This is a genomic window from Trabulsiella odontotermitis (assembly GCF_001297775.1).
Classification (GTDB): domain Bacteria; phylum Pseudomonadota; class Gammaproteobacteria; order Enterobacterales; family Enterobacteriaceae; genus Trabulsiella; species Trabulsiella odontotermitis.
In genome coordinates this window covers 309,403-328,448 of the sequence record NZ_LIFX01000002.1, presented here as the reverse complement: position 1 = coordinate 328,448, position 19,046 = coordinate 309,403, and the positions used below count along the sequence as shown (strand labels likewise).

The 19,046-nt window shown below is 56.2% G+C and carries 19 protein-coding genes; 12 read left to right on the top strand and 7 right to left on the bottom strand.

The window, feature by feature from the left end:
- Window positions 1–34 precede the first annotated feature (34 nt).
- A complete protein-coding gene (gene hrpB, locus AOY23_RS03315; RefSeq protein ID WP_054178406.1) occupies window positions 35–2,476 on the bottom strand; it encodes an ATP-dependent helicase HrpB in 2,442 nt (813 codons plus the stop codon).
- Window positions 2,477–2,548: 72 nt separating this feature from the next.
- On the opposite strand from hrpB, the gene thpR reads away from it, so the two are divergent.
- The 9 genes from thpR to panD all read left to right on the top strand — a co-directional run bounded on the left by thpR (window position 2,549) and on the right by panD (window position 9,531).
- The gene (thpR, locus tag AOY23_RS03310) at window positions 2,549–3,079 is read left to right on the top strand and encodes an RNA 2',3'-cyclic phosphodiesterase (protein WP_054178405.1); all 531 of its coding nucleotides are present in this window, start codon (window positions 2,549–2,551) and stop codon (window positions 3,077–3,079) included.
- 13 nt (window positions 3,080–3,092) lie between these two features.
- Window positions 3,093–3,797: a DNA/RNA nuclease SfsA gene (gene sfsA / locus AOY23_RS03305; RefSeq protein ID WP_054178404.1), complete on the top strand. Its 705-nt coding sequence runs from the start codon at window positions 3,093–3,095 to the stop codon at window positions 3,795–3,797.
- A 176-nt stretch (window positions 3,798–3,973) separates the two neighbouring features.
- Complete coding sequence (gene dksA, locus AOY23_RS03300; protein ID WP_007749299.1) at window positions 3,974–4,429, top strand: RNA polymerase-binding protein DksA; 456 nt, start codon at window positions 3,974–3,976, stop codon at window positions 4,427–4,429.
- Window positions 4,430–4,486: 57 nt separating this feature from the next.
- On the top strand, window positions 4,487–5,377 hold the full coding sequence (gene gluQRS / locus AOY23_RS03295; RefSeq protein WP_054178460.1) for a tRNA glutamyl-Q(34) synthetase GluQRS: 891 nt from the start codon (window positions 4,487–4,489) through the stop codon (window positions 5,375–5,377).
- A 67-nt stretch (window positions 5,378–5,444) separates the two neighbouring features.
- The gene (pcnB, locus tag AOY23_RS03290) at window positions 5,445–6,839 is read left to right on the top strand and encodes a polynucleotide adenylyltransferase PcnB (RefSeq protein WP_072170908.1); all 1,395 of its coding nucleotides are present in this window, start codon (window positions 5,445–5,447) and stop codon (window positions 6,837–6,839) included.
- Window positions 6,836–7,315, top strand: coding sequence for a 2-amino-4-hydroxy-6-hydroxymethyldihydropteridine diphosphokinase (gene folK / locus AOY23_RS03285; protein ID WP_054178402.1), 480 nt, complete (start codon window positions 6,836–6,838; stop codon window positions 7,313–7,315). Before pcnB ends, folK begins: the two co-directional genes overlap by 4 nt.
- A gap of 65 nt (window positions 7,316–7,380) precedes the next feature.
- Window positions 7,381–8,172: a 3-methyl-2-oxobutanoate hydroxymethyltransferase gene (gene panB / locus AOY23_RS03280; protein WP_054178401.1), complete on the top strand. Its 792-nt coding sequence runs from the start codon at window positions 7,381–7,383 to the stop codon at window positions 8,170–8,172.
- An 11-nt stretch (window positions 8,173–8,183) separates the two neighbouring features.
- Window positions 8,184–9,038: a pantoate--beta-alanine ligase gene (gene panC / locus AOY23_RS03275; RefSeq protein ID WP_054178400.1), complete on the top strand. Its 855-nt coding sequence runs from the start codon at window positions 8,184–8,186 to the stop codon at window positions 9,036–9,038.
- Window positions 9,039–9,150: 112 nt separating this feature from the next.
- Window positions 9,151–9,531: an aspartate 1-decarboxylase gene (gene panD / locus AOY23_RS03270; RefSeq protein ID WP_038155586.1), complete on the top strand. Its 381-nt coding sequence runs from the start codon at window positions 9,151–9,153 to the stop codon at window positions 9,529–9,531.
- Window positions 9,532–9,536: 5 nt separating this feature from the next.
- Here panD and AOY23_RS03265 read toward each other — a convergent pair whose 3' ends face one another.
- The 4 genes from AOY23_RS03265 to AOY23_RS03250 form a co-directional block, all read right to left on the bottom strand.
- Window positions 9,537–10,784, bottom strand: coding sequence for a polysaccharide deacetylase family protein (locus AOY23_RS03265; RefSeq protein ID WP_054178399.1), 1,248 nt, complete (start codon window positions 10,782–10,784; stop codon window positions 9,537–9,539).
- A gap of 62 nt (window positions 10,785–10,846) precedes the next feature.
- Entirely contained in the window at window positions 10,847–11,287 is a 441-nt protein-coding gene (locus AOY23_RS03260) for a PTS sugar transporter subunit IIA (protein WP_054178398.1), read from the bottom strand.
- Between the two features lie 54 nt (window positions 11,288–11,341).
- On the bottom strand, window positions 11,342–12,112 hold the full coding sequence (locus AOY23_RS03255; RefSeq protein ID WP_054178397.1) for an ABC transporter permease: 771 nt from the start codon (window positions 12,110–12,112) through the stop codon (window positions 11,342–11,344).
- Window positions 12,109–13,035: an ABC transporter ATP-binding protein gene (locus tag AOY23_RS03250; RefSeq protein WP_054178396.1), complete on the bottom strand. Its 927-nt coding sequence runs from the start codon at window positions 13,033–13,035 to the stop codon at window positions 12,109–12,111. Before AOY23_RS03250 ends, AOY23_RS03255 begins: the two co-directional genes overlap by 4 nt.
- A gap of 106 nt (window positions 13,036–13,141) precedes the next feature.
- On the opposite strand from AOY23_RS03250, the gene can reads away from it, so the two are divergent.
- Window positions 13,142–13,804, top strand: a complete 663-nt coding sequence (gene can / locus AOY23_RS03245) for a carbonate dehydratase (RefSeq protein ID WP_054178395.1) — start codon at window positions 13,142–13,144, stop codon at window positions 13,802–13,804.
- 25 nt (window positions 13,805–13,829) lie between these two features.
- On the opposite strand, the gene hpt is transcribed toward can, so the two are convergent.
- Window positions 13,830–14,366 carry a hypoxanthine phosphoribosyltransferase gene (gene hpt, locus AOY23_RS03240; RefSeq protein WP_162838550.1) on the bottom strand — a complete coding sequence of 179 codons (537 nt, stop codon included), beginning with the start codon at window positions 14,364–14,366 and terminating at the stop codon, window positions 13,830–13,832.
- 205 nt (window positions 14,367–14,571) lie between these two features.
- On the opposite strand from hpt, the gene AOY23_RS03235 reads away from it, so the two are divergent.
- The gene (locus AOY23_RS03235; RefSeq protein WP_054178393.1) at window positions 14,572–16,962 is read left to right on the top strand and encodes a glucose/quinate/shikimate family membrane-bound PQQ-dependent dehydrogenase; all 2,391 of its coding nucleotides are present in this window, start codon (window positions 14,572–14,574) and stop codon (window positions 16,960–16,962) included.
- Between the two features lie 39 nt (window positions 16,963–17,001).
- On the opposite strand, the gene cueO is transcribed toward AOY23_RS03235, so the two are convergent.
- Window positions 17,002–18,471, bottom strand: a complete 1,470-nt coding sequence (gene cueO / locus AOY23_RS03230) for a multicopper oxidase CueO (RefSeq protein WP_054178392.1) — start codon at window positions 18,469–18,471, stop codon at window positions 17,002–17,004.
- Window positions 18,472–18,617: 146 nt separating this feature from the next.
- Here cueO and AOY23_RS03225 point away from each other — a divergent pair, with 146 nt between their 5' ends.
- Window positions 18,618–18,965 carry a YacC family pilotin-like protein gene (locus AOY23_RS03225; protein ID WP_054178391.1) on the top strand — a complete coding sequence of 116 codons (348 nt, stop codon included), beginning with the start codon at window positions 18,618–18,620 and terminating at the stop codon, window positions 18,963–18,965.
- Window positions 18,966–19,046 lie beyond the last annotated feature (81 nt).

Sequence of the window (19,046 nt, the reverse complement as noted above, 5' to 3'; positions counted from 1 at the left end):
TTGTCTTTCACCCGCAGGTGAAAGAAGAAATCTCTCAATTTTTGCTCTGTGAATATTTCTTCGTTCGCCGGGTAGGCACCGCATTCGCAGGGTCGTCTGGCCATACGTGCTTTGGATAGCGCCCTTTCATCTCTTTTTGCACATCACGATACGCTCCCTGCCAGAACGCGCTGAGATCACGCGTGATCTGCAACGGTCGCTGCGCAGGCGACAGAAGCTCAAGCACCAGCGCGACGCGCCCCTGAGCAATCGTCGGCGTTGTCGCTTCACCGAACATTTCCTGCATCCGCACCGCCAGCGCCGGGGGATTTTCGTCGTGATAGCGGATGGCAATCCGGCTTCCGGTCGGCACAGTGTAATGCGCTGGCAGCTCACTATCCAGTTGTTGACGTAATGACCATGGCAACAGGTTTTGTAACGCCGTGTGAAGATTGATGGCTTTCAGCGCGCGCAGCGAGTGTACGCCCTGCATTTGCGGCAGCAGCCAGCTTTCCAGCGACGACAGCAACGACGCGTCATCGACCGCCGGCCACGGCTGTTCCGGCAGCCATTTTGCCGCACAGTGCAGCCGCAACCGAAGCTGTTCCGCCTCCGGAGTCCAGTTCAGGACTGCCAGGCCTTTATCACGAATGCCGTTCAGCATGGCCTGATGCAGTTCTTCTTCAGACGGCTTCGCCAGCGGCTGGACTTTGACCACCAGTTCGCCGATGCGCTGACGACGCCAGGCTTTCAGCGTGCCCTGCGCGTCATCCCACTCGATGGTGTCTGACTGCTGTAACAGCCACGGACAACGGGCGATCAGCCGGTCGATATCCAGCGGCAGCGCCTGCAGGATGCGCGCGTCCGGCGACTGGCTGCCCTGCAACAACAGCGGCGCAATCAGCCATTCATGACGGCTCAACGCGTCATCTGCATCCAGCATCGCGCCCATCCCGTTCGCCAGCTGGTATCGTCCTTCCTGACCGCGTCGGCGGGCAATTCTGTCGGCAAAAGCGCGTGCCAGGAGCGGTGCTAGCGCGTCAATGTCAGCATCACCACCTGTCGTCCCCAGCCGCTGGCTGAGCTGCCGGGCGCGCTGTTGCCAGTTGGGCTGCTGACGTGAAAACGCATGGCTGAGATCGCTGCCGCTGTTGCGCGGCGGCTCTTCCAGGATCGCCGCGGCTTTCGCCGCCGTCGCCACCTCATCACGCCCGTCTGCCGCCACCAGCATCGCCGCCAGCCGGGGATCATTCCCCAGCGCAGCCATGCGTTGCCCGCGCGGCGTTAACCGTTCGCCCTCCAGCGCCTGTAACCCGGTGAGTAACCGCCGTGCGGCAGCCAGGTTGCTGGCAGGCGGAAGGTCGAGCCAGCGAAGTTCTGCTGGATCAGCACAACCCCACAGCAGGAGATCCAGCAACAGGGCGGAAAGATCGCTTTGCAGGATCTCCGGTTCACTTTGCGCCGCCGCGCGTTCCGCCTGTTCCTTGCCGAGCAGATGCAGGCAGAGGCCCGGTTCCAGGCGCCCGGCGCGTCCGGCGCGCTGGGTCATTGAGGCCTGGCTGACGCGCTGCGTGATGAGCCGCGTTAAGCCCGTCCGGGCATCAAACCGCGCAACCCGCTCCTGCGCGCAGTCGACCACCAGGCGGATCCCTTCGATGGTCAGACTGGTTTCGGCAATGTTGGTCGCCAGTACTACTTTACGTTTGCCCGCCGGAGCTGGAAGGATCGCTTTTCGTTGCTCGCTCAGCGGCAGCGCGCCATATAACGGGCACAGCAGCGTATCCCCGGCGACGCGCGAAGCCAGCTGTTCCTGAACGCGCTGAATTTCACCGACGCCCGGCAGAAACAGCAGCAGCGAGCCAGATTCCGCGCGCAGCAAGTCAGCGGTGGCGACAGCAACCGCTTCATCAAAACGTTGATGCGCCGCCAGCGCCTGATAGCGCCGCTCCACCGGGAACGCGCGCCCTTCAGAAACAATCACCGGCGCATCCGGCAACAACTGTTGCAGCCGTGCGTTATCCAGCGTCGCGGACATGATCAATAATTTGAGGTCATCGCGCAGCCCCTGCTGGACATCCAGCAGCAGCGCCAGCGCCAGATCCGCCTGCAGGCTGCGCTCGTGAAATTCATCGAGGATCACCAGCCCCACGCCGCTGAGCTCGGGATCGTGCTGAATCATCCGTGTGAGGATCCCTTCGGTGACCACTTCCAGCCGCGTCGTGGGCCCGACGCAGGTTTCAGCGCGCATCCGGTAGCCCACCGTTCCGCCTGGTTGCTCGCCCAGCAGTTCCGCGAGCCGCTGAGCGACATTGCGCGCCGCCAGTCGTCGCGGCTCCAGCAGAAGGATTTTGCCCGTCATCGCCCCCTGTTCCAGCAGTTGCAACGGCAGCCAGGTGGATTTGCCTGCACCGGTCGGCGCATTGAGTAAGACTTGCGGCGCATGGTTCAGCGCCTGAAGGAGTTCGGGAATGACAGCGGCAACCGGCAATGAGGACACAAAAGCTCCGAAGGGTTAACATTCAGGGTCATGCATTGTAGCATCGCGGTAAATCATTACCGAGTACCCATCATGTCTGAGCCGAAAAGGCTGTTTTTTGCCCTTGAATTACCGGGCGATATTCAGCAGCAGATAGTCCACTGGCGGGCGACGCAATTTGCGCCGGAAGCCGGACGGCCGGTCGCGGCGGCAAACCTGCACCTGACGCTGGCGTTTCTCGGCGACGTCAGCGCAGAAAAACAGCGCGCACTGACGGCGATGGCCGGGCGCATTCGTCAGCCGGGGTTTACTTTGCATCTGGACGACGCCGGGCAGTGGCTGCGTTCACGGGTGGTCTGGCTCGGCACTCGCCAGCCGCCACGGGGACTGTTGCAGCTAGCCAGCCTGCTGCGCTCGCAGGCCGCGCGGCGCGGCTGTTATCAGAGTCCGCAGCCCTTTCACCCGCACATTACATTGCTGCGTGACGCCAGCCATGCGGTGAAGATCCCGCCGCCAGGGTTCCACTGGCCGGTGCCGGTGAGCGAATTTGTGCTGTACGAGTCGACATTTTCGCAGGGACGAACGCGTTATACTGCGCTGGAGCGTTGGGCGTTAACAGAATAATCAGGAAACAAAGATGCAGTTTATTCCTAAATTACAATCCGCCACGTTGATAAAACGCTATAAACGTTTTCTGGCGGATGTGATCACCGCTGAGGGAACCGTCATCACGCTCCATTGCCCCAATACCGGCGCAATGACAGGATGTGCCACACCGGGCGATACCGTGTGGTATTCCACTTCGGAGAATATTAAACGGAAATACGCCCATACCTGGGAATTAACACAAACTCAGCAGGGCGCTTTTATTTGCGTCAATACATTACGAGCGAACGCGCTGGTGAAAGAAGCGATTCAATCCGAAATTATTCCTGCGCTTCGCGGATATACTGCGTTGAAAGGCGAAGTGAAATATGGCGCAGAGCGCAGCCGTATTGATTTTATGTTACAAGCAGAGAATAGACGAAACTGCTATATTGAAGTGAAATCGGTTACGTTGGCGGAAAATGAGAACGGTTTTTTCCCGGATGCCGTGACGGAAAGGGGTCAAAAGCATCTTCGGGAACTGATGAGCGTGGTGTCAGAAGGCGATCGTGCCGTCATTTTTTTTGCGGTACTTCACTCAGCCATCACCTGTTTTTCACCCGCGCGCCACATCGATGCTAAATACGCGCAACTATTGAATGAGGCACAAAGCAAAGGGGTGGAAATTCTGGCTTATAAAGCGGAACTTTCTGCCGATATTATGACTCTGAGTGAGCCGGTACCCGTGGTGTTATAGCGTGGTAAACCGCTGAACAATAAGTGTGCTGGTCGCGTGCGCAAATACGCTTTTCCTCACAGGGTTGTCAAGTGTAACGTTTAGATAATTGCTATCCGGAAAAGCATCTGCTATTTATAGCGGCCTGATTTTTCCCCCAACATGGGGATCGATAGTGCGTGTTAAGGAGAAGCAACATGCAAGAAGGGCAAAACCGTAAAACATCGTCCCTGAGTATTCTCGCCATCGCTGGGGTGGAGCCGTATCAAGAGAAACCGGGCGAAGAGTATATGAACGAAGCCCAGCTGGCGCACTTCAAGCGCATCCTTGAAGCATGGCGTAATCAACTCAGGGATGAAGTCGATCGTACTGTTACACACATGCAGGATGAAGCTGCTAACTTCCCGGATCCGGTCGATCGTGCCGCGCAGGAAGAAGAGTTCAGCCTCGAACTGCGTAACCGTGACCGCGAACGCAAGCTGATCAAAAAGATCGAAAAAACGCTGAAGAAAGTCGAAGACGAAGATTTTGGCTACTGCGAATCCTGCGGTGTTGAAATCGGTATTCGTCGTCTGGAAGCGCGCCCGACAGCCGATCTGTGCATCGATTGCAAAACCCTGGCTGAAATCCGCGAAAAACAGATGGCCGGTTAATTCCAGCACTGTATACCATCCAAAGGCGGGAGTTTCTCCCGCCTTGTAATGACTGATATGCCTGAATCACACTATATTGGGCGCTTCGCGCCATCTCCCTCCGGTGAATTACACTTCGGCTCATTAATTGCCGCTCTTGGCAGCTACCTGCAGGCCCGCGCTAATCACGGTACCTGGCGGGTGCGCATTGAAGATATCGATCCCCCGCGTGAAGTTCCCGGTGCCGCAGAGACCATCCTGCGCCAGCTGGAACATTACGGTCTGCACTGGGATGGCGAGGTGTTATGGCAGTCACAGCGTCACGACGCCTACCGCGCCGCGCTGGACTGGCTTGCACAGCAAGGGCTCAGTTATTACTGCACCTGCACCCGCGCCCAAATCCACAGCATGGGCGGGATCTACAATGGCCATTGCCGCGATTTGCACCTCGGCCCGCAAAACGCCGCGCTGCGTCTGCGCCAGCAACAACCGGTACTCCGGTTTTACGATAAACTTCGGGGAGAGATCGTCGCTGACGAGGCGCTGGCGCGGGAAGATTTTATTATTCATCGCCGTGACGGGCTTTTCGCCTACAACCTGGCGGTGGTGGTCGACGACCATTTTCAGGGCGTCACGGAAATCGTGCGCGGGGCTGATCTGATTGAGCCCACCGTACGGCAGATCTCGCTCTACCGCCATTTTGGCTGGCAGGCGCCGGACTACATTCATCTGCCGCTGGCACTGAATAGCGACGGCAATAAGCTGTCTAAACAGAACCATGCGCCCGCACTGCCGGAGGGCGATCCACGTCCTGAATTAATCAACGCTTTACAGTTTCTTAATCAGGATATAGCAAAAGGATGGCAGGATTTGAGCGTTGAGGATCTGCTAAAAAATGCAGTGACTAACTGGAAGCTTTCGACAGTACCGGAAATCCAGCATTCTCAAACGCGTTTGGCTGAGCTATGATTAGCCGCTATTTTTTGTCCGGAATCTTATTTTTTCGTTTATCGATACTACACAACCGAGGTGCAATATTTTTACCCGAGTCGCTAATTTTTGCCGTAAGGTGCTAAGCCGTGAGGAGAGCGAGGCAGAAATCGTCGTCGCCAGACCTAAAATGACGGTTATCCCGCGTGAGCAGCATGCTATTTCCCGCAAAGATATCAGTGAAAATGCCCTCAAAGTTCTCTATCGACTGAACAAAGCGGGCTATGAAGCCTATCTGGTCGGCGGCGGTGTACGTGATTTGCTGCTGGGCAAAAAGCCCAAAGACTTCGACGTCACGACCAGTGCGACGCCCGACCAGGTGCGCAAACTGTTCCGTAACTGCCGCCTCGTGGGCCGCCGTTTCCGTCTTGCGCACGTGATGTTTGGCCCTGAAATCATCGAAGTCGCCACCTTCCGTGGTCACCACGACGGCAGTCCGATCGACCGCACCACCTCGCAGCGCGGCCAGAACGGCATGCTGCTACGCGATAACATCTTCGGCTCCATCGAAGAAGATGCCCAGCGCCGCGACTTCACCATCAACAGCCTGTATTACAGCGTGGCGGATTTCACAGTGCGTGATTACGTCGGCGGCATGCAGGACCTCAACGATGGCGTGATCCGCCTGATTGGCAACCCGGAAACCCGTTATCGCGAAGATCCGGTGCGCATGCTGCGTGCTGTGCGTTTTGCCGCGAAACTGGGCATGAGCATCAGCCCGGAAACTGCTGAGCCCATCCCGCGTCTTGCCACACTGATTAACGATGTGCCGCCCGCGCGCCTGTTTGAAGAGTGTCTGAAACTCCTGCAGGCAGGTTATGGATTCGAAACCTGGCGTTTACTGCGTGAATACAGTCTGTTTCAACCGCTGTTTCCGACTATTACCCGTTACTTTACCGAAAACGGTGATAGCCCAATGGAACGAATCATCACCCAGGTTCTGAAAAATACCGATAACCGCATTCATAACGAGATGCGCGTGAATCCGGCGTTCCTGTTCGCGGCGATGTTCTGGTATCCGTTGCTGGAAATGGCGCAGAAAATTGCACAGGAAAGCGGTCTGGCCTACTACGACGCCTTCGCGCTGGCCACTAATGACGTGCTCGACGAAGCCTGCCGTTCCATCGCCATTCCGAAACGCATTACCACGCTGGTGCGCGATATCTGGCAGTTGCAGTTGCGTATGTCGCGTCGTCAGGGCAAACGCGCCTGGAAGCTGATGGAGCATCCGAAATTCCGCGCCGCTTATGATCTGCTGGCGCTGCGTGCGGAAGCAGAAAACAGCGCCGAACTGCAGCGTCTGACGCAGTGGTGGGGCGAATTCCAGGTGGCCGCGCCGCCTGAACAGAAAGACATGCTGACCGATTTAGGTGATGAACCCGCCCGCCGACGCCATCGTCGCCCGCGCAAGCGTGCACCGCGTCCGGAGAGCAACGCGTGACCACGGTCTGGATCGCCATTGGCAGTAATCTGGCGTCACCGTTGGATCAGGTTAATGCGGCGATTGCCGCGATCGGAGAGATCCCCGACAGCCGCATCGTCGCCCTCTCCTCTTTCTACCGCACTCCGCCGCTAGGACCGCAGGATCAACCCGATTACCTGAACGCCGCTGTCGCGCTGGAAACCGCGTTGTCCCCGGAAACACTGCTCGACCACACGCAACGCATTGAGCTGCAGCAAGGCCGCGTGCGTAAGGAAGAGCGCTGGGGGCCGCGTACGCTCGATCTCGATATCATGCTGTTCGGCGATCGTGTCATTCAGACCGACCGTCTCACCGTTCCCCATTACGACATGAAAAACCGCGGTTTTATGCTGTGGCCGCTGTTTGAAATCGCCCCTGATCTCACTTTTCCTGATGGCACACCGCTTGCCGTTGCGCTGAAATCACTCAATAGCGCACAACCTGCCCACTGGTAAACTTGTCCCCCTGATGGTTGCTGTTACAATGCCGCAAGAATCGGCTTTTGCTATCAGGAAACGCAATGAAACCAACCACCATTTCCCTGTTGCAGAAATGCAAGCAGGACAAGAAACGCTTCGCGACCATCACCGCGTATGACTACAGTTTCGCGAAACTGTTTGCCGACGAGGGCATTAACGTCATGCTGGTCGGCGACTCGCTGGGAATGACGGTCCAGGGACATGACTCCACATTGCCGGTGACGGTGGAAGATGTCGCGTATCACACCCGTGCGGTGCGTCGTGGCGCGCCGCACTGCCTGCTGCTCACCGACCTGCCATTTATGGCTTACGCCACCCCGGAACAGGCGTTTGAAAACGCTGCGACGGTGATGCGTGCCGGGGCGAATATGGTCAAAATTGAAGGCGGCGCCTGGCTGGTAGAAACGGTAAAAATGCTCACCGAACGCGCTGTACCGGTGTGCGGGCACCTCGGCCTGACACCGCAGTCGGTCAACATCTTCGGCGGCTATAAAGTGCAGGGCCGCGGCGATGCGGCGCAGGTACTGTTCGATGACGCACTGGCGCTGGAAGCGGCCGGGGCGCAATTGCTGGTGCTGGAATGCGTACCGGTGGAACTGGCGAAACGCATCACCGAAGCATTGCAAATCCCGGTGATCGGCATCGGCGCGGGCAATGTCACCGACGGGCAAATTCTGGTGATGCACGATGCATTTGGCATTACTGGCGGGCATATTCCGAAATTTGCCAAAAATTTCCTTTCTGAAGCGGGCGACATGCGCGCCGCGGTACGGCAGTATATTGCTGACGTTGAGTCCGGCGTGTATCCGGGCGAAGAACACAGTTTCCATTAAGGAGTTTTGTTGTGGTGATAATCGAAACACTCCCGCTGCTGCGTCAGCATATCCGCAGACTGCGCCTGGAAGGCAAACGTATTGCGCTGGTTCCGACGATGGGCAACCTGCACGATGGTCATATGAAGCTGGTGGACGAAGCGAAAGCGCGTGCGGACGTGGTCGTCGTCAGTATCTTTGTTAACCCGATGCAGTTTGACCGACCGGACGACCTGGTGCGCTATCCGCGCACGTTGCAGGAAGACAGCGAAAAGCTGAACAAGCGCAAAGTCGATTTGATTTTCGCCCCGGCGCCTGCCGATATCTACCCGCACGGTACCGACACGCAGACTTACGTCGATGTCCCCGGTCTTTCCACCATGCTGGAAGGCGCCAGCCGTCCGGGCCATTTCCGTGGCGTCTCCACGATTGTCAGCAAGCTCTTTAATCTCATACAGCCCGACGTGGCCTGCTTTGGTGAGAAAGATTTCCAGCAACTGGCGCTGATCCGCAAAATGGTGGCCGACATGGGCTACGACATCGAGATTGTCGGCGTGCCGATCGTTCGTGCCAAAGATGGTCTGGCGCTGAGTTCCCGCAACGGTTACCTCACCGCCGCCGAGCGTAAAATCGCGCCGGGACTGAGCCAGGTGATGAACGGCATTGCGAAAAAACTGCAGGCCGGTGAGCGTGATCTCGACGAGATGATCGCCCTTGGCGAGCAGGAACTGAATGAAAAAGGGTTCCGCAGCGACGAAGTACAAATCCGCGATGCCGATACGCTGCTGGAGCTGACCGAAACCAGTAAACGGGCAGTAATTCTGGTTGCCGCCTGGCTTGGGCAGGCGCGTCTTATTGATAATAAACAGGTTGAGCTGGCGCAGTAGACACCGACTAAAAATCGGGCAATACTGCGCGCATACAGGCTCCGGGAATAACTCCCTTCACCCTGCTCTCTCTGCGGGAGAGGGTAATGCATGATGATTAAAGGTAGACGTAATGATTCGCAAAATGCTGCAAGGTAAGCTTCACCGTGTGACAGTGACTCAGGCCGACCTGCACTATGAAGGTTCCTGCGCCATTGACCAGGATTTTCTCGATGCGGCAGGAATTCTTGAAAACGAAGCGATTGATATCTGGAACGTGAACAATGGCAAACGTTTCTCCACCTATGCCATTGCGGCCGAGCGCGGTTCCAAAATTATCTCCGTCAACGGCGCGGCAGCGCACTGCGCAGACGTGGGCGACATTGTGATTATCGCCAGCTTTGTCATGATGTCCGACGAAGAAGCCCGCCGCTGGCAGCCGAAAGTGGCCTATTTCGATGCGGGCAACGAAATGAAGCGTACGGCAAAAGCCATTCCGGTTCAGGTGGCTTAGTTGTCTCACCCTTGCGGCTGATTACTGATCAGCCGCGACATCGTCTCTAAAGAATCCGTTCTTAAAATATATAAGCGCTTCAGTAAGAACGGGTTATCTCCTGGCTTCACCTTCCCTTTCACCGTTGTCACCGCCATATGAAAACCCGCGTCATTCGCCGCCTTAATCGCGTTGTTGTTGTAGCCGCCAAAGGGATAAGAAAGATACAACACATGCGGGTTAAACTGCGCCAGCGAGCGGCGGGAACGGGCAAAATCAAACAGGATGTTGTGATAGCTGCGGCTCAGCAAAATCGGGTGACGATGGCTGTCAACACGGTGCAGAAAATGGGTGTGTGACTGCACATCAAAGACGTCTTCAATATGACGCAACTCTGACACGCTCATAAACTGCAGCGATTTGGGGTCCCATTTCTGTGGCTGACGCTTGATGCGCGACGAGATAATAAACGCCGTGGCTTTAAAGCCGTAAGGCTTAAGCACCGGGTAGGCGTAACGGCTGACCGATTTCAGGCCATCGTCGAAAGTGATCACTACCGAGCGCGCCGGCAGGTTCATCTTGTTGCGGACATAGCCTTCTAACTGATACATCGTCAGCGTGGTGTAACCCTGATCGCGCAGCCAGGTCATCTGGTTACTGAACGCGCGCACCGAGGTGGTGGTTGAGGTGTGGCGAAAGCGCGTATTTTCTTCATCACGCAAAATGTGGTGATAGGTGAGCACCGGAATGCCGTTATCTTCCTGCGCATCCAGGCTGCTGATCCACGCCAGCCGGTTACCAATGCGGATCTGATACCAGGTCTGATTCAGGCGGTCTTTCAGTTTGCTGATGATCGGATATCGCAGGTTGTCCGTCAGTACGCCGAACGGGGCGCTACCGGTACCCGGCGCGTTATACACCGGCGTATCCCGCCAGGTGAGCAGATTCTGATTACTGAGCGGTTTATTGAGATCGCCGAGGGTATCTTCGACACGCTGATGCCCCTGTACCGGCTCCAGATGGGCTTTATCGATAAACCCGGTGCCAAAGCCAAAGCTGAATTCGTAGTAGTCGGCAGCGCCCGGCACCACCGCGAGAATTTGCCCGGCCCGCACGTGACCGACCGTCACCACGTTATTGCCGATCTGCGCCCAGATGGTGGCATCTTCGGTGGTTTGCATATATCTGGCGGGCAGCCGCTGTTGATTGATGAGGCTGGCGGAGGCACTGCTGGTGATGAGCAGCAGCAAGATGAGAAAAACGCGAGTGAGCATGCGTGACAACCGGAGCAAGGAAACTGTTGTTATTGTAACAAAAGCCTAATCAATACCAATGGTTAATTGTCATACAGGTCGTGAAGCAAAACGAAAGGCGGATTTTTTTGCTGCTGGTGCCAGAGGCTGCTGACCTCCGCACCGCCACTGCTCACAATGGCTTCCCGGAAGGCTTCGCTGCCCAGCGTTTCGCGCAGAGGATACATCCGTTCCAGCAATGAATAGCTGATGCCGGAAATGACTTCACAGTGATTATGTTTGTGGCTCATTAACGCGGCGACGCGGTAAGGCGCGGCACCGGGGATATCGGTGAGAAAAATAACACCGTCGCCGGAGTCAGCACTGTGCAACGCATCGCACATCATCCGGCTGAGCATATTGGCGCTCAGTCCCCGCCAGTAGTTGACGGCCTGACACTGCACCAGCGGGCCGAACTTTTTTTCCAGCCGCTCCCGCATATCCTCTGCCTGGTCGTCATGGCAGGCAATGACCCAACCTAACATTACTTTCCCCTTAAGAGACGCGCCCGGCGGGCATCAGCACCGCCGGGCGTGGGATCAACTGCGCAACCCACGGCCACGCTGAATCAGATACCAGCACAGCAGGTAGAATGCCACGATAAAGATCACCAGTACACCGACCGTGGTAAACAGCGGTACATCGGTAATGCCGAGGAAACCAAAGCGGAAACCACTGATCATATAGACGATCGGGTTCAGGTGCGACAACGCCTGCCAGAACGGCGGCAGCAGCGTCAGCGAGTAGAACACCCCGCCAAGATAGGTCAGCGGCGTCAGTACAAAAGTCGGGATCAGGCTGATGTCGTCAAAGGTTTTGGCAAACACCGCGTTCAGCAGCCCCGCCAGCGAAAAGAGGATCGCCGTCAGCAGCAGCGTCAGCGCGACAAACACCCATGAATGCACCTGAAAAGGCACGAAGAACAGCGACACCGCGGTGACCAGGATCCCCACGCACAGACCGCGCGCCACGCCGCCGCCGACATAACCGGCGATGATAACGTGGGTCGGCACTGGCGCCACCAGCAGCTCTTCAATGTTGCGCTGGAACTTCGCGCTGAAGAACGACGAGGCCACGTTGGCATAGGCGTTGGTGATCACCGCCATCATGATCAACCCCGGCACGATAAACTGCATGTAGGTGAAGCCATGCATTTCACCAATCCGGGAACCGATCAGATTACCAAAGATGATGAAATACAGCGTCATGGTGATCACCGGCGGCACCAGCGTCTGTATCCAGATGCGCATAAAGCGCTGAATTTCTTTCGTCCAGATGCTTTTCAGCGCAACCCAATAAAGCTGCATCATACCTGTTCTCCCTGTTTTTCATTCACCAGCGAGACAAACAGCTCTTCCAGACGGTTCGCTTTGTTACGCATACTTAATACCTGAATCCCCTGCGCGCTCAACTGGCTGAACACGCTGTTAACGCCCTGCTCACGCAACACTTCCACTTCCAGCGTGGAAGTATCCACCAGCCGGTACTGATACCCTTCCAGCACCGGAAGCGGACTTTTCGGTGCCAGATCGAGAATAAACGTTTCTGATTTCAGTTTTGACAGCAGCGCTTTCATCGAGGTGTTTTCCACCAGCACGCCATGCTGAATGATGCCGATGTTGCGGCACAGCATTTCGGCCTCTTCCAGATAGTGCGTCGTCAAAATGATCGTCGTGCCTTTGTCGTTGAGATCTTTCAGAAAGCCCCACATCGAGCGGCGCAGTTCGATGTCGACCCCGGCAGTCGGTTCATCGAGAATCAATAACTTTGGCTCATGCATCAGCGCGCGGGCGATCATCAGGCGGCGTTTCATCCCGCCGGATAACATCCGTGCCCGTTCGTTGCGTTTTTCCCACAAATCGAGCTGTTTCAGGTATTTTTCGCTGCGGATAACCGCTTCTTTGCGTTCAACGCCATAGTAGCCCGCCTGGTTGACGACGATCTGCTGAACGGTTTCGAACGGGTTGAAGTTAAATTCCTGCGGCACCAGCCCCAGCTGGCGTTTCGCGTTGACGACGTCTTTGTCGAGATCGTAGCCAAAGACGCTCACTTCACCGGCGCTTTTGTTCACCAGCGAACTGATGATGCCGATGGTGGTGGATTTCCCCGCGCCATTCGGCCCCAGAAGCGCGTAGAAATCGCCAGCGGTGACGGTAAGATCGATCCCCCGCAGCGCCTGGACGCCGCCCGGATAGGTCTTTTTAAGCTGCTTAAGTTCCAGTGCAATGGTCATTAAATATCTCTTATCAAGTTGTGACACTCGATGCATGGTTTTAAAAAGTCAGGAGTTGACCTATATTAGCGCAACGCACTTACTCGGTTACAGGTCGTTAACCTCCATGAAAGATATAGATACACTCATCAGCAATAATGCACTATGGTCAAAAATGCTGGTGGAAGAGGACCCCGGTTTTTTTGAGAAACTGGCGCAAGCGCAGAAACCGCGCTTTCTATGGATTGGATGTTCCGATAGCCGCGTTCCCGCTGAACGCCTGACAGGGCTTGAGCCAGGTGAACTTTTTGTTCATCGTAACGTTGCCAACCTTGTTATCCACACCGACCTTAACTGCCTCTCCGTCGTCCAGTACGCGGTGGATGTTCTGGAAGTCGAGCATATCATCATTTGTGGTCACTACGGCTGCGGCGGTGTACAGGCCGCGGTAGAAAACCCGGAACTGGGGCTTATCAATAACTGGCTGCTGCACATCCGCGATATCTGGTTTAAACACAGCTCGCTGCTCGGTGAAATGCCGCAGGAGCGCCGTCTGGATACCCTGTGTGAGCTTAATGTGATGGAGCAGGTGTATAACCTGGGTCACTCCACCATCATGCAGTCCGCCTGGAAACGCGGCCAGAAAGTCACGATTCACGGCTGGGCTTACGGTATTCACGATGGCCTGCTGCGCGATCTGGACGTCACGGCCACCAACCGTGAAACCCTTGAGCAGCGTTACCGCCACGGGATTTCCAACCTCCAGCAGAAACACCACAACCACAAATAACAAAAGGCCCCTCGGGGCCTTTGTTTTATTCGTCCAGCAGCACCACTTTGCCGACATAGGGCAGATGGCGATAATGCTGCGCGTAGTCAATACCGTAACCAACCACAAACTCATCCGGGATCGAGAAGCCGATAAATTCCACCGGCACGTCCACTTCACGACGCGACGGTTTGTCGAGCAGCGTGCAGATCGCCAGCGATTTCGGTTCACGCAGGCTCAGGATCTCACGCACTTTCGACAAGGTATTGCCGGAGTCGATAATATCTTCAACGATCAGCACGTCCTTGCCACGGATATCTTCATCCAGATCTTTCAGGATTTTCACGTCGCGGGTAGACGACATGCCGCTGCCGTAGCTCGACGCTGTCATAAAATCGACTTCATGTGATACCTGCACTTCGCGGCACAGGTCAGCCATGAACATAAATGAACCGCGTAACAGCCCCACCAGCACCATGTCGCTGCCGCTATTTTTATAACGCTCGGTGATCTGACGACCCAGTTCGGCAATACGCGCTTTGATCTCCGCTTCCGGGATCATCACTTCAACAGTATGTTTCATAAAACTAACCATCTGATTTTGATAGTAAATCACTCAATACCGCTACCTTAAGCACCGACATTGATCAGCAAGGCACGCAGTATACCAGCAAATCGATTTATACGGTGTATGCGATCGCAAAGCGCAATTTGTGATTCCGATCACACTTGTTAACTCCTATAATTAATTGCTACTAAAAAATTAACGATTTAGCAGGTGTCTTTTTATGGCTGAAACAAAATATCAACAATCACGGCTCCTCGTGAGGCTCACGGCGCTCTTCGCGGCGTTTTGCGGTCTGTATCTCCTTATCGGCGGGATATGGTTAGCGGCGATCGGTGGGTCGTGGTACTACCCGGTTGCTGGTCTGGTGATGCTCGGCGTGACGGTAATGCTGTGGCGTCGCCAGCGCTCGGCGCTGTGGCTGTATGCTGCATTGCTGCTCGCGACCCTGATCTGGGGCGTATGGGAAGTCGGTTTCGATTTCTGGGCGCTGACGCCGCGCAGCGATGTGCTGGTCTTCTTCGGCATCTGGCTGATCCTGCCGTTTGTCTGGCGTCGGCTGATTATCCCTTCCGGCGGTGCCGTGGCGGCGCTGGTCGTCGCGCTGCTGATTAGCGGCGGGATACTGACCTGGGCGGGCTTTCACGATCCGCAGGAAATCAACGGTACGCTAAGCACCGACGTCACCCCTGCCGCACCGATTTCGCAGGTAGCCGATCAGGACTGGCCCGCGTACGGACGTAATCAGGAAGGACAGCGCTATTCGCCGCTGAAACAGATTAACGCCGACAACGTTAAGCAACTGAAAGAGGCCTGGGTATTCCGCACCGGCGATCTGAAGCAACCGAACGATCCGGGTGAAATCACCAACGAAGTCACGCCGATTAAAGTCGGCGACACCCTGTTTCTCTGTACTGCTCACCAGCGTCTGTTTGCGCTGGATGCGGCGACCGGGAAAGAGAAGTGGCACTTTGATCCGCAGTTAAATACCAACCCGACCTTCCAGCACGTGACCTGTCGTGGTGTGTCGTATCACGAAGCCACGCCAGCGAACGCGCCGGCGGATGTGGTGGCTAACTGCCCGCGCCGGATCATTCTGCCAGTGAATGATGGCCGCCTGTTTGCCATTAACGCTGAAACCGGCAAGCTGTGCGAATCCTTTGCCAACAAAGGGATCCTCAACCTGCAGACCAACATGCCGGTCACCACGCCAGGCATGTATGAACCGACATCTCCGCCAATCGTGACCGATAAAACCATCGTGATCGCCGGTGCGGTAACGGATAACTTCTCGACGCGCGAACCGTCGGGCGTGATCCGCGGCTTCGACATCAACACCGGTGACCTGCTGTGGGCCTTCGACCCGGGCGCGAAAGACGCCAACGCCATTCCGGCTGATGAGCACCATTTCTCGCTCAACTCGCCGAACTCCTGGGCGCCTGCCGCCTATGATGCGAAGCTGGATCTCGTTTACCTGCCGATGGGCGTGACCACGCCGGATATCTGGGGCGGTAACCGTACGCCGGAACAGGAGCGTTACGCCAGTTCCATTGTGGCGCTGAATGCGACCACCGGTAAGCTCGCCTGGAGTTACCAGACCGTACACCACGACCTGTGGGATATGGACATGCCGTCCCAGCCGACACTGGCGGATATCACCGTTAACGGCAAAACCGTGCCGGTGATTTATGCCCCAGCGAAAACCGGGAATATCTTTGTTCTCGACCGTCGTAACGGTGAGCTGGTCGTTCCGGCACCGGAAAAACCGGTTCCGCAGGGTGCGGCAAAAGGCGACTACGTAACCAAAACACAACCGTTCTCTGAGCTGAGCTTCCGTCCGAAGAAAGATCTGACCGATAAGGACATGTGGGGCGCCACCATGTTCGATCAGCTGGTGTGCCGCGTGATTTTCCACCAGATGCGCTATGAAGGCATCTTCACACCACCGTCTGAACAGGGCACGCTGGTTTTCCCGGGCAACCTCGGCATGTTTGAGTGGGGCGGGATTTCCGTTGATCCGAACCGCCAGGTGGCGATTGCGAACCCGATGGCGCTGCCGTTTGTGTCGAAGCTCATCCCGCGCGGCCCGGGTAATCCAATGGAACAGCCGAAAGATGCGCAGGGTACCGGTTCTGAATCCGGCATTCAGCCGCAGTATGGCGTACCGTATGGCGTCACGCTGAACCCGTTCCTGTCGCCGTTTGGTCTGCCGTGTAAACAACCGGCCTGGGGTTACATTTCCGCTCTGGATCTGAAAACCAACCAGGTGGCATGGAAAAAACGCATTGGTACCCCGCAGGACAGCATGCCGTTCCCGATGCCGGTTCCGGTCCCGTTCAACATGGGGATGCCGATGCTGGGCGGTCCGATTTCCACCGCCGGTAATGTGCTGTTTATTGCCGCCACCGCCGACAACTATCTCCGTGCGTACAACATGACCAACGGGGAAAAACTGTGGCAGGCGCGTCTGCCTGCGGGTGGACAAGCTACGCCGATGACCTATGAAGTGAATGGCAAGCAGTACGTTGTCATCTCCGCAGGCGGTCATGGTTCGTTCGGGACGAAGATGGGCGATTATATCGTCGCGTATGCGTTGCCGGACGACGTGAAGTAATGTGATGCCCGGTAAGCGCCGCTGCTTACCGGGCTTTTTTTATACCGTGAACCCCAGCATCATTCCGGTGTCTTCGTGTTCCAGCAGATGACAATGTGCCATATAAGCAAATTCCTTTGGCGCGTCATGGTCAAATTTCACCAGCACTTCACTGACATCCCCTTCGACATGCACGATATCCTTCCAGCCGGAGCGATGCGCCGCAGGCGCGTTACCGTTCTCAGACAGAATGCGGAACTGCGTGCCGTGGATGTGGAACGGGTGCAGCATCATGTCGCCTTTGCCGGAGATCAGCCAGCGCTCGTACTGCCCTTTCGCCGCGGAAAACATCGGCTTATCCATCTCAAAAGCCACACCGTTAATTTTATTGGCGTTATGGAAATCAAAACCGTTGCCGCCGTGATCCATCGACCCCCTATGGCCCATCATGTCGAGCATCGGATCCATAGACAGTTGCAGGGTGCGTTGCGTCAGCCCGTCCAGCGACGGTAGCGCAGGCATGCGGGTTAACGTATCCGGCAAGGTACCGGAAGCCGGAATGGCCAGCGGCTGGATGCGCATCACCGGGTACGCGTTATCAAACGGCGCACCCTCCATCCCCATCTGCCTGACCGGCAGCGTAACCAGATCAAACGCTTTGCTGTCGCTGATATCCACCAGCACTTCAAAACGTTCCCCCGGCAGCACCGGCAACGCCGTCACTTTCACCGGCTCCGGCAGTAACCCTCCGTCGCTGGCGATGACGTACAGCGGTCGGTTATCGCTGGTGGCGAAATTCAGCATCCGCGCGTTGCAGCCGTTGAGCAGACGCAACCGCAGCCAGCCTTTAGGCGCGGAATGCTGCGGATAGATAACACCGTTGGTCAGCAAGGTATCACCGAACCAGCCGACAGCCGCGCTCATGACGTCGAGCTGATAATCAATTTGCCCGTCGGCGGTGAATTTCTTGTCCTGCACGATCACTGGCACATCATCAATGCCCCACTGTTTCGGCAGCAGCAGGTTGTGCAGTTCGTTATCTTCTATCAGCACCAGTCCGGCGAGCCCCATCGCCACCTGACGCCCGGTTTTGCCATGTTGATGCGGATGAAACCAGCAGGTCGCCGCGCGCTGCGTCGGCGTAAAGGTAACCGTGCGCGTTTCGCCAGGTTTGATGATCCCCTGCGGGCCGCCATCGACGTCGCCCGGCACTTCCAGCCCGTGCCAGTGCAGCGTAGTCTCTTCGCTGAGCTGATTATGAATATCCACCGTCACCGCTTTTCCCTGACGCAGTTGCAGCGCCGGGCCCAACAGATTCCCGTTGTAGCCCCAGGTGGTGGCTACATGTGAGCCAAACGTCGTTTTACCGGCCTGCACGTTGATGGCGATGCGGCTGGTGGCGTCGGTGGTCAGCAGTTCGGGGATCGGCAGCGCGGGGGGATCGGCGGCAAACGCCAGGCGGCTCCATCCCGGTAATGCACTGGCGACGCCTACGGCGGCGGTGAGTTTTATAAAGTCACGGCGATGCATTTTTTTACTTCCTTTTATTTTTATGGCGAATAATTAAGCTTACCCCTTTCCCTTGCGGCAGGGTCAAGCAGAAAGATAGCAAGAAACAGCGGCGAGGCCCCATGAAGTGTGCTAACGTTGAACTTCCACGAATTAAGGTAGAACCCATGAAGATGTTTTTCAGAACACTGGTGCTTGGCAGCCTGCTTGCCCTCTCCTGCAACAGTTACGCATTAAGCGAATCCGAAGCAGAAGATATGGCTGACCTGACCGCTGTCTTTGTGTTCCTGAAAAATGATTGCGGTTACCAGAACTTACCGAATGGTCAGATCCGCCGTGCGCTGGTGTTTTTCGCCCAGCAAAACCAGTGGGATTTGAGCAACTACGACACCTACAATATGAAAGCCCTCGGTGAAGACAGCTATCGCGATCTGAGCGGCATCAGCATTCCTACCGCCAAAAAATGTAAAGCGCTGGCGCGGGATTCATTAAGTCTTCTCGCCTACGTGAAATAATCCTCTGATGAAATAATGACCGTGCATCCACGGTTATTGTTGGCTATCATGTTGCGCCCATTTTGAGGGGGTGTTAACAAA